General features: G+C 75.4%; 7 protein-coding genes and 2 pseudogenes. 4 read left to right on the top strand and 5 right to left on the bottom strand.

The genetic code is table 11. The features are described from left to right. Nucleotides 1-395, bottom strand: a pseudogene (locus EBN88_RS25005) (hypothetical protein); the annotation flags it as partial. Next, nucleotides 392-805 carry a hypothetical protein gene (locus EBN88_RS25000; protein WP_122399321.1) on the bottom strand — a complete coding sequence of 138 codons (414 nt, stop codon included), beginning with the start codon at nucleotides 803-805 and terminating at the stop codon, nucleotides 392-394. The pseudogene EBN88_RS25005 and the gene EBN88_RS25000, both read right to left, overlap by 4 nt. 50 nt (nucleotides 806-855) lie before the next feature. Between EBN88_RS25000 and EBN88_RS24995 the strand changes: the two genes are divergently transcribed. Next, a complete protein-coding gene (locus EBN88_RS24995) occupies nucleotides 856-4,035 on the top strand; it encodes a CHAT domain-containing protein (RefSeq protein ID WP_147472833.1) in 3,180 nt (1,059 codons plus the stop codon). Nucleotides 4,036-4,098: 63 nt separating this feature from the next. Here the strand turns inward: EBN88_RS24995 and EBN88_RS24990 are convergent, their stop codons facing one another. Beyond that, nucleotides 4,099-6,006 (bottom strand): ABC transporter ATP-binding protein, encoded by a 1,908-nt coding sequence (locus tag EBN88_RS24990; protein ID WP_122399319.1) that lies wholly within the window; start codon nucleotides 6,004-6,006, stop codon nucleotides 4,099-4,101. Between the two features lie 12 nt (nucleotides 6,007-6,018). Further along, nucleotides 6,019-7,881 (bottom strand): ABC transporter ATP-binding protein, encoded by a 1,863-nt coding sequence (locus tag EBN88_RS24985; RefSeq protein ID WP_122399318.1) that lies wholly within the window; start codon nucleotides 7,879-7,881, stop codon nucleotides 6,019-6,021. A gap of 169 nt (nucleotides 7,882-8,050) precedes the next feature. Between EBN88_RS24985 and EBN88_RS24980 the strand changes: the two genes are divergently transcribed. After that, nucleotides 8,051-8,359: a hypothetical protein gene (locus tag EBN88_RS24980; RefSeq protein WP_199742477.1), complete on the top strand. Its 309-nt coding sequence runs from the start codon at nucleotides 8,051-8,053 to the stop codon at nucleotides 8,357-8,359. A gap of 47 nt (nucleotides 8,360-8,406) precedes the next feature. Here EBN88_RS24980 and EBN88_RS24975 read toward each other — a convergent pair whose 3' ends face one another. Further along, a complete protein-coding gene (locus tag EBN88_RS24975) occupies nucleotides 8,407-8,898 on the bottom strand; it encodes an ATP-binding protein (protein ID WP_122399317.1) in 492 nt (163 codons plus the stop codon). Nucleotides 8,899-9,112: 214 nt separating this feature from the next. On the opposite strand from EBN88_RS24975, the gene EBN88_RS24970 reads away from it, so the two are divergent. After that, nucleotides 9,113-10,345: an AAA family ATPase gene (locus EBN88_RS24970; RefSeq protein ID WP_122399316.1), complete on the top strand. Its 1,233-nt coding sequence runs from the start codon at nucleotides 9,113-9,115 to the stop codon at nucleotides 10,343-10,345. A 17-nt stretch (nucleotides 10,346-10,362) separates the two neighbouring features. Further along, nucleotides 10,363-10,828: pseudogene (locus tag EBN88_RS24965) on the top strand (hypothetical protein); the annotation flags it as partial.

Genomic DNA, 10,828 nt, shown 5'->3' with positions numbered 1-10,828 from the left:
CGGCGCCACGCCTCCCGGGCCCGCTCGTCGGCCGCCGCCCAGCGGGCCGTTCGACGTTCCCGCAGCCGCGTCGCCAGCCGGCCCAGGCCGCGCGGCCAACTCCCCAGCCAGAGCCGGTCGACCGCGCCGCCGAGCGCCCGGACCATGAGCCCCGCGCCGGCGGCGAGGAGCACGAGGCCGGCGGCCACGGCCAGGGCGGCGCCGAGGGACCGCTCGTCGGGGCTGGCCGCCAGTTCGTCGATCCGGTCGACGACCGCCGGCAGGTCGTACCAGCGGGCGTGGCCCAGGACCGCGCCCGTTCCCGCCGCGCCGAGGAAGAGCAGCCCCGTCGGCACCAGGTGGCTGAGCCAGCGGGTGACGAGGGTCTTGCCCAACTCCGAGAGCAGGGCGTTCATGTCGGCGGGGGGAGGAGCCGCAGGGGGAGGGCGTGGAGTCGGCAGTCGCGCGGCACCTCGGGCGGGTCGTCGAGCAGCACCGCGCGGGGGCAGCGGCCGACGGGGCAGACCAGCGCGGCCGGGCCCGTCGGGTGGCCGGGCGTGGGCGGGATGCCGCCGACGCCCGCGCCCCGGGTGATGCCGGTCAGCCCGCCGGCGACGCCGGCGCGGCGCAGCAGGCGGTGGAGTTCCCGTTCGGCGGCCGCGATGTCGCCGCCCTCGCGCAGCGCGGCGAGGACGCGTTCGGCTTCGCCGCCCGCGCCGGCGGCCGTGACCAGCGCGCGGATCTGCTCCAGCTCGGCGCAGATCCGGCCGAGCGTCGTCCGCGTGGACGCCGGGTCGTCGCCGTTCGACGCCGTGGTTCCGGCCACCCGCTGTTCCCCCTCCCCGATCACGGCAGGTGATGGAATGATAGTCGGCCGTGAACGCGCCGTCTCCGGCGGCGGGTTACCTTCCGGGGCTCTGGGGGTGGGAGATGTTCGGCCGGTGGCGGCGTCGGCGGGGGCGGCCTCGCGGGGGCGGGGACGACGAACTGCCGCAGACGCGGCTGCTGGTGGCCACCATGATGTTCGGCGGGACGCCGAACGAGCGCGACGTCGAGGAGCTGCGGAACATCGCGCTGCGGCGCCCCCTCGACCTCGCCGGCACCAGCGACCCCGTCGCGCTGCTGCGGGTCAGCGCCGCGCTGGGCGGGGAGCCGGTCGCGCACTTCTCCGTTGGCGCCGCGTCGCCGGGGCCGACGGAGCGGGGCGGCGTCGCCAGCGCCGAGGAGATCGACGCCATCGGCCGGGCCGAGGCCCTGCACGAGCGCTTCGACGCCACGCACGACCCGCGCCACCTCGACGCGGCGGAGGTGCTCTTCACGCTGGTGCTGCGCACGGAGCCCGTCGCCGAGGTGCGGGCCGCCGCGCTCAACGGGCTCGGCAAGTGCCGCTGGTCCCGCTACGAGGCGTTCAGCCAACGGGCCGACATCGACGAGGCCGTGGACCGGCTCCGCGAGGCGCTGGCCGTCGTGCCGGCCGGCCACCGCATGGTGCCGGCGCTGCGCGCCAACCTCGCCGGCGCGCTCTTCGTCCGCTGGGACGTCGCCACCCGGACCGACGACCTCGACGAGGGCATCGCCGAGATCCGCGCCGCGCTGGACGCCACCGGGCCGGCCGACGCGATCCGGGTGTCCCGCCTGAACTCGCTGGGCATCGCGCTGCTGAAGAAGGGCTTCGCCCTGGGCGACTCCTCCGCGCTCGACGAGTGCGTGGACACGCTGACCCGCGCGCTGCGCGCCGGGCGGGCGGCGGGCGAGGCGGCGTCGGCCGCTGCCGCCGCCTCCAACCTCGCCGAGGCGCTGCGCCTGCGCCACGGCCTCGCCGACGGCGACGACCCCGAGGACCTGGTCACCGCCGCCGAATTGGCCCGGGAGGCGCTGGCCGCCACCCCGCCGTCCGACCCGCTGTGGGCGCGTTACCAGTCCAATCTGAGCCTGGTGCTGCTGGCGCTGTACCTGGCCCGCCGGGAGGCCGCCGACCTCGCCGAGGGCGTGGCCGCCTCGCGCGGGGCGCTGGCCGCGACCCCGGAGCGGCACCCGAACCGGGTGGAACGCCTCGGCATCCACGCCCAGTTGACCCGGCTGGAGTTCGAGCGGTCCGCCGGCATCGACCACACCGCCGGCGTCAACGTCTCGTTGACCCCGCCGCCCGAGCTGCCGGACCACCTCTCCCGCGCCAGTCTCGACCTGCTGCGGGCCGCCGTCCGCGCCGCCGAGGAGGCCGCCGCCGCGACCCCTCGGGGCCACGCGCTGCACAGCGCCAACCGGCTCTTCCTCGCCTCGGTCAGATTCCTGCGCGACGTGACCACCGGCGTTCCCGGGCGGTTCGGTGAGGATCACGACGAGACGGTGCGCGATCTCGCCGCGCTCGCCGGCGATGTCGCGGTGCCGACCAGCCAGCGGGTGTGGGCGGCGCGGCAGTGCGCGGCGGCCCGGCTGATGACCGCGATGACCAGCACCGGCGAGGCGTCGGCCGCCGCCGGCAGGGACGCGCTGGCCGCGTTCGGCCTCGCCACCGAACTGCTGCCCCGCACCGCCGGGCGGTCCCTGCCCCGGGCCGACCGGCAGCGGCTGCTCGCGCGGTTCGCCGGGCTCGCGCGGGACGCCGCCGCCTGCGCGCTCCGCGTCCTGGACACGGACCCGGGCGCCGCGCTGCGGCTGCTGGAACACGGCCGGGGCGTGCTGCTCGGCCAGGCCATCGACGCCCGCGACGACCTGACCGAGCTGCGCGCCGCGCATCCCGAACTCGCCGACCGGTACCAGGAGTTGTGCCGCGCGCTGGACCGCCCCGAGGACGCCTCGTTCCTGTCGCCCGGCGGCTCGCCCGGAGGCGGTGTTGTCGGCGGCGGTGCCGGCGGGGCGCCGCTGGCGGGGGAGGACCGGCACGCGCTGGCCGCCCGGCGGGACGCCCTGGTCGAGGCCGTGCGCCGGCTGCCGGGCTACGCCGACTTCCTGCGGCCGCCGGCCCCCAAGGAGCTGGCGCGGGCCGCCGCCCCGCACGGCCCCGTCGCGCTGCTCAACGTCAGCGGCCTCGGCAGCGACGCGCTGCTCGTCCAGGACGGCCGGGTGTGGTCCGTTCCGCTGCCCGACGTGCGCTACGCGGAACTGCTCGGCACGGCGCGGGACTTCGCCGAGAACGTGCGACGCGCCGGCGACACCGCCCTGCCGCTGGCGGAGCAGGCGGCGGCCCAGCGCCGGGTCGTCGCGGTCCTCGGCTGGCTGTGGGAGGCGGTGGCCGAACCGGTCCTGACCGCGCTCGGCTTCACCGGCCCGCCCCCCGAGGGGCGGCCGCCGCCCCGGATGTGGTGGATTCCGACCGGGCCGCTGGCCGCCCTCCCACTGCACGCCGCCGGGCTGCCCGACACCCCGGGCGCCAGCACGCTGGATCGCGTCGTCTCCTCCTATGCCACCACCGTCCGCGAGCTGCTGTGGGCCCGGGCCAGGCCGGTGGCCGGGAGACGTTCCCTGCTGGCGGTCGCGCTGCGCGACGCCCCGGGCGTGCCCCGACTGCCCCGTGTGGAACACGAGGTGGCACGCCTGGCCGAACGGCTGCCGGTCGCCCACACCCTGTCGGGCGCCCAGGCGCGGCACGGCGCGGTGCTGGCGGCGTTGCCCCACCACACCTGGGCCCATGTCGCCTGCCACGCGGTCAGCCCCGCCACCGCCTCCGCCGGCGGAGAGCTGCTGCTGTACGACCACGAGAGGCGGCCGCTGAGCACGGCGGACATCGCCCGACTGCGCCTGGAACGGGCCGAGTTGGCGTACCTGTCGGCCTGCGACACCGTGCGCGGGCACGAGGCGCTGGCCGACGAGGCCCTGCACATCGCCGGCGCCTTCCACTCGGCGGGCTTCCGGCATGTGATCGGCACCCTGTGGCCGGTGGACGACGAGGAGGCGGCGGAGATCGCCGACGCGTTCTACGCCGGGGTGGCGAGCGGCCGCACCCTCGGCGACGCCTCGGGCGCCGCCCGCGCCCTCCACGAGGCGGTGCGCGCCCGCCGCGCGGAGAACCCCCACACGCCCACCCTCTGGGCGGCCCACCTCCACTACGGCGCGTGAAAAGGCCGGGCGGGCGCCCAGCCATCGCGCCAGCGAAAGGGGGGGTGGGTGGGGCAGGGAACCCTACACAAGAGACTCCCGCCACGCCCGGTGCAGATCCGAGAACCGCCCCGCCCCCGCGACCAGTTCGGCCGGCGCCCCGTCCTCGACGACCCGGCCCCGCTCCATCACCAGCACGCGGTCTGCGATCTCCACCGTCGAGAGCCGGTGCGCGATCACCAGCGCCGTCCGGTCGCGCAGCACCGTCACCATCGCGTCCTGGACGGCCCGTTCGCCGGGGATGTCCAGCGAGGACGTCGCCTCGTCGAGGATCACCACCGCCGGGTCGGCCAGCAGCACCCGGGCGAACGCGACCAGCTGCCGCTGCCCGGCCGAGATGCGGCCGCCGCGCTTGCGGACGTCCGTGTCGTAGCCGTCGGGCAGCTCCTCGATGAACGCGTGCGCGCCGATCGCGCGGGCCGCCGCCTCGATCTCCTCGCGGGTGGCGTCGGGCTTGCCCAGCGCGATGTTCTCCGCGACCGTGCCGGAGAACAGGAACGCCTCCTGCGTCACCATCACCACGCCCCGCCGGAGTTCGGTCATGCTCAGCCGCCGCAGGTCCGTGCCGTCCAGCAGCACCCGGCCCTCGGTCGGGTCGTAGAACCGGGCGAGCAGCTTGGCCAGCGTGGACTTGCCCGCGCCGGTCGCGCCGACCAGCGCCGTGGTCTCGCCGGCGGCCAGCCGCAGCCGGAAGCGGGGCAGCACGTCCCCGCCGGTGCGGTAGGCGAACCGCACGTCGTCGAAGAGCACCTCCCGCCCCGGCCGGTCGATGGGCCGTTCGGGCAGGGCCACCGGGTCCTCGGGCTCGGGGACGTCGGGCCGCTGCGCCAGCAGCCCGGAGATCTTGTGGAGCGAGGCGACCGCCGACTGGTAGCTGTTGAGCAACATGGCGAACCGGTCCAGCGGGTCGTAGAGCCGCCGGATGTACAGCGCGCCGGCGGCCAGCGCGCCCAGCTCCATGTCGCCGGCCCGCACCCGCTGCGCCCCCCAGAGCACGATGCCGGCGACCGAGACCGCCGCGATCAGCCGGGAGAGGACGACGAAGCGGCACATCTCCATGAGGGTGTCGCCGTTGATCCGCTCGTGGTGGCGGTTGAGCCGGTCGAAGGAGACGTCGTTGGCCGACTCCCTCCGGAACGCCTTCACCGGGCGGATGCCGTTGACCGTCTCGGTGAACTTCACGATCACGGCGGCGATCGCGGTGGAGCGTTCGTTGAACTTCTCCCGCGAGCGGCGCCGGTAGCTGCGCACCAGGAGCGTCAGGGGGACGAACGAGAACACCGCCGCCGCGCCCAGGCCGACGTCCAGGTAGAAGAGCAGGCCGCCGATGTAGGTCAGGGAGACCAGGATCAGCAGCATCTCCTGGAGCCCCTCGTTGAGCAGCTCGCGCAGCGACTGGACGTCGCTGGTGGAACGGGAGATCAGCCGGCCCGAGGTGTACCGGTCGTGGAAGTCGAGGCTGAGCGCCTGCGCGTGACGGTAGATCCGGCCGCGCAGGTCGAGCAGCACGTTCTGGTTGATCCTGGCCGAGACCATGATGAAGAGCGACTGGAGCACGCCGGAGCCCAGCGCGCAGAGGAGGTAGGCGACGGCGACCGCGATCAGCGGGCCGTTGTCGTCGTCGCGCAGCGCCGGCACGCCGGAGTCGATGGCGTAGGCCACCAGCAGGGGAACGGCCTGCACCGCCGCCTGCTGGGTGAGCAGCAGCAGCGCGGCCAGCACCACCCTGGCCCGGTGCGGGCGCAGCAGGGAGAACAGCAGCCGGCGGGAGGCGCCCCTGGGCGCGGGCAGTTGGTCGTCCGCGTAGGCGTCGGCGGCCTCGAGTGGTTCGAGTGGTTCGAGAGGCTCGTCGGGCTCGGCGAGCCGGGCGGGGGCGTCGGGGTCGCGGTCGTCGGGGTGGTCGGTGTCCTGGTCGGTGAGCTGGGTGGTCATCGGGCGGGCGCCTTACGCGGTTCGGGAAGGGGCGGTCAGCGAGCCGCCGTCGGACTCTGCGTCCCGGCCCCGGGAGAGCTGGGACTCGCCGGTCATCAGCCGGCGGTACTCGGCGTTGTCGCGCAGCAGTTCGGTGTGGGTGCCCACGGCGGCCACCCGGCCATCGGAGAGCAGCGCGACCCGGTCGGCCAGCTGCACCGTGGAGGGGCGGTGCGCGACGACCAGGGCCGTGGTGTCGGCGAGGACCTCGCGCAGCGCGGCCTCGACGCGGGCCTCGGTGTGCACGTCGAGGGCGGAGAGCGGGTCGTCCAACACCAGGAAGCGGGGCTTGCCGATGACCGCGCGGGCCAGCGCGAGGCGCTGCCGCTGCCCGCCGGAGAGGCTGAGGCCCTGCTCGCCGACCTCGGTCTCCAGGCCATCGGGCAGGGCCCTGACGAAGCCGTCGGCCTGGCTGACGCGCAGCGCCCTGGCCAGCTCGGCCTCGTCGGCGCCCTCCGCGCCCATCAGGACGTTCTCGGCGACCGAGGCGGAGAAGAGCGTGGGCTCCTCGAAGGCGACGGCGATCCGGGCGCGCACCTCGGCGCGGGAGAGGGTGGCCGTGTCCACGCCGTCGAGGGTGATCCGGCCCGAGGTGACCTCGTGCAGCCGGGGCAGCAGCGCGAGGAGCGTGGTCTTGCCGCTGCCGGTGGCGCCGACCAGCGCCATGGTCTCGCCGGTGCGGACGTGCAGCGTCACCCCGTCCAGCACGGGCGGGCTGCCGGGCGGGGCGTCCGGGTAGTGGAAGACGACGTTGGTGAGGCGGATGCCGTCCCCGGGGGTGCCGCCCTCCCCGGCGGCGGGGGCGGCCGGCGTCGGCTCGTCGGGGATCTCGGTGTCCAGCACCTCGAAGTACCGGTCGGTGGCGGTGGCCGCCTCGTTGCAGAGCGCCAGCAGGAAGCCCATGGACTCCACGGGCCAGCGCAGCACCATGGCCGTGGCCATGAACGCGACCAGGGTGCCGGCGGTCAGCTCGCCGTCGGCGACCTGGGAGACGCCCAGCACCAGAGCGGTGCCCAGGAACAGCTCGGGCAGCGCCAGGATCACCAGCCAGATCCCGGCCAGCAGCCGCGCCTTGTACAGCTCGGTGTCGCGCAGCTCCCCGGAGAGCACGCGGAACGCGCGGGCCTGGCTGCGGTGGCGGCCGAAGCCCTTGATGATGCGGATGCCGAGGATGGACTCCTCGACGACGGTGGTCAGGTCCCCCATCTGGTCCTGCGCCCGGCGGGCCACCAGGGAGAACCGCCGCTCGAAGAGCGCGCACAGCACGATCAGCGGCACCACGGGCAGGACCAGCACCAGGCCGAGCGTCCAGTCCTGGACGAGCAGCACGCCGAAGCCGATGAGGATGGTGGTGCTGTTGACGATGAGGAACGTCAGCCCGAACGCCAGGAACATCCGCAGGAGTTGGAGGTCCCCGGTGGCGCGGGAGAGCAGCTGTCCGGTGGGCCAGCGGTCGTGGAAGGTGACGGGCAGCCGCTGGAGGTGGCGGTAGATCGCGTCCCGCATGTTGGCCTCGACCCGGGCCAGGGGGCGGGCGACCAGCCAGCGGCGCAGGCCGAAGAGGGCCGCCTCGGTCAGCCCGACGAGCAGCAGCACCAGGCCGCCCCACCAGACGCCGTTGGTGTCCCCGTCGGCGACCGGGCCGTCCACCATCCACTTCAGCACCAACGGCATCACCAGGCCCATGGAAGCGGCCACGATGGCGACCCCGGCGGCGCTGAAGACGCGGCCCCTGGCGGGCCGCACATAGGGCCACAGCCGCAGCAGGGCACGGACAACGGAACGTTTTCGGTGGGGGACGGCGGACGCGGCGGTGGACGTGGCTGTGGCAGACATCGCCTCCGAGCCTACGAGCTGGCACTGACAACGCCCACGGGTTTTCGACCTAGGACCAGCGGCCGATCCGACCCGTGACACCCCGCCTGTCCTGCGGTTTCTCCGATCCGGCCGGCGAGGGGGCCGCCTCGGGCGCACGGTGTCAGTGGGGGCGCCTACTGTGGCCCGCATGAGTCATCAGGTTGAGCTGCGCGAGCTACAGGCGGCGCTGCGGACCGCCTCCGACGTCGCCTTCGACCAGGAGCCGCCGGCCGGGGAGCAGGCGGCGGTGTTGGTGGACGCGCTGCGTCGGGCGCTGGTCGCCGCCCAGGCGCTGACCGACGGGCCGGGGGAGACGGGCTGCCGGGAGCATCCCAGGGGCGCGGTCGATCCGCTCTACGGGGACCCGGAGGACCCGCTGCCGCCCGGGTGGGGCCGCTGTCTGCTGTGCAACGACCGCCGGCGCCGGGCCAGCACCCGCCGCCGCCCGGGGCGTTGATCCCGCGTTCCTCGCGGGGGGCGGGTCAGCGGCGCGCGGGAGGCGGGTCAGCGGTGCGGGGTGCGCATCTCGAACCAGACGGACTTGCCGTGCGGCAGCAGGTCCACGCCCCAGCGGTCGGCGAGGGTGTCCACGAGGAAGAGGCCGCGCCCGCTGATCACCTCCATCTCTCGCACGGGCAGCAGCGCGGGCAGCGCGCGGGACGGGTCGCGCACCTCGACGCGGACCCACCCCCGGCGCCGCCTGATCCGCAGGCCGAACTCGGCGGCCCCGGCGTGCTGGACGGCGTTGCCCACCAGCTCGGAGACGAGCAGCACCGCGTTCTCCGTCAGCTCATCGGGGAGCAGCCAACGGGCGCCGAGCTGGCTCCGGGTGAGCCGGCGGGCGCGCCCGGCGGACGCGGGCTCGGAGGGCAGCAGCACCTCGGCGAGGGAGGGGTCGTCGGGGCGGGGGCGGGGCGGGGGCGCTTCGCGGTCGGCGAGGTCGGTGAGGTCGGTCTCTTCGAGGTCGCTCGTGGGGACGTCCGCCGGTGCAGCCATGTGCTCCATCATGGCGCGCGAGCCGGGTGCGCGTGCCGTTTCGCGGGAACTGCCCCCGCTCCGGGGCACGTTGCCAGCGCGGTGTGGCGCGCGCCGGCGCACGCGTGCGAGCCTCGGTGCGCCCCGTCGTAGGTTGGGGCGTGGGGGGCGCGGGGGAGGGGTCGTCCCCTCGGCGCGACGGGATGTGTTGGGGCGTGACGGCAGGGAGTTGACGGTGACGACGAGCGGGCAGGGGCCGGCGGACGCGGAGGGCGCGCCGGAGGCGACGGAGACCGCCGGGCGGCTGCGGGCGGTCTGCGAGGAGCTGTCGGACCGCTTCTACGAACGGGACGACGTGGTGCGGACGCTGATGGTGACGCTGCTGGCCGGGCAGCACTCGCTGCTGTTGGGCCCGCCGGGGACGGCGAAGTCCGAGCTGGCCAGGGAGCTGACGGGCCGGATCGAGGGGGCGGCCTACTGGGAGATCCTGCTGTCGAAGTTCACCGCGCCGACCCGGATGTTCGGCCCGGTGGACGTCGCCGCGCTGGCCAGGGGCGAGTACCGGCAGGTCTTCGAGGGGCGCGCGACGACCGCGCATGTCGCGTTCGTCGACGAGATCTTCAAGTGCTCGACGGCGGCGCTCAACGAGACGCTGGGCTTTCTCAACGAGCGGATCTACCACCCGGAGAGCGGCGGCGCCCCGATCCGCTGCCCGCTGATCGGGGCGATCACGGCGAGCAACGAGCTGCCCGGCGGGGAGGATTCGGCCGCGATCTACGACCGGCTGCTGGTGCGGATGGAGGTCGGGTACCTGGCCGATCCGGCGAACTTCGCCGCGCTGGTGCGCTCCGCCGTCAGCCGCCCGGAGCCGCCGCGCGTGACCACGGTCACGCTGGCCGCGCTGCGGGACGCGGTGACCGGGTTCGTTCCGGCGGTGTCCGTTCCCGATGCGATCGTGGACGCGGTGTGCACGTTGCGATCCGCGTTGCGCCGCGAGGAGTTGATCGCCTCCGACCGTCGTTGGCGGCAGTCGATCGGTCTGCTCCAGGCTTCCGCGTTCCTCGACGGCCGCGCCGCCGTGGCCGAGTCCGATCTGTCGGTGCTCTCGCATGTGCTGTGGGACTCGCCCGCGCAGCGGCCGACCGTCGAGCGCGAGGTGCTGCGGCTGGTCCACCCGGACGCCAGGGAGGCGCTCGATCTGGCCGACGCCATCGACGAGTTGGAGGTCCAGCTCGACGCGATGGCCGGGCAGTCCCGCGAGGCGCTCAGCGAGTGGGTGATCAAGAACGCGCACAACAGGCTGGCCAGGGCGGGCAAGCGGCTGGAGCGGCTGCGCGCGGAGGCGTTGGCCGCCGGTCGTTCCACCGCCGCCATCGACCGGGTCACCGTCCGCCAGCGCGCCGTCCGCGCCCGCGTCCTCACCGAGGCGCTGGGCATGGACGCGAGCATGGTCAGGGCGCAGCTCTGAACGGCGTCGGCGGGCACATGGACGGGGTCGGGGGGCACACCACGGTCGTGGTCGCCGACCGGTTCGACCTGGTCGCCTGGCGCGACACCCTCGCGCAGTCGGCCGGACTGCGCGCGCTGGCCGGGGAGTTGGGCGCGGCGGCGGGCGGCGGCGGGGGCGTCGTTGACTTCGCCGACCTGCTGGCCGAAGCGTTCCTGGCCGCCTACAAGGCCAGGCCCCGGCTGCGCGAGCCGGGCGAGATGGCCCCGTCCCGGCTGGGCCACCACCGGGCGGTCAGCGCGCTGGTGACCACGCCGGGCTTCGCCGAGCTGCGCCGGGAGACCGCCGGCGACCCGTACGCCGCCGCCATGGCCGTGCTCGCCCAGGCCCCCGCGCTGCGCCGGATGGTGGAGCGGCTGCCGAAGGACCCGGCGCCGGACCGGCCGCCGGCCGCCTCGACCGGCGCCGCCCGCGCGGCCGAACCCGCCGAACCCGCCCAGCCCG

Source organism: Streptomyces triticirhizae, from assembly GCF_003696235.1.
In the GTDB taxonomy this organism is placed as follows: Bacteria; Actinomycetota; Actinomycetes; order Streptomycetales; family Streptomycetaceae; genus Streptomyces; species Streptomyces triticirhizae.
The sequence above is the reverse complement of the archived record's forward strand: the minus strand, read 5'-3'. Positions and strand labels throughout refer to the sequence as shown.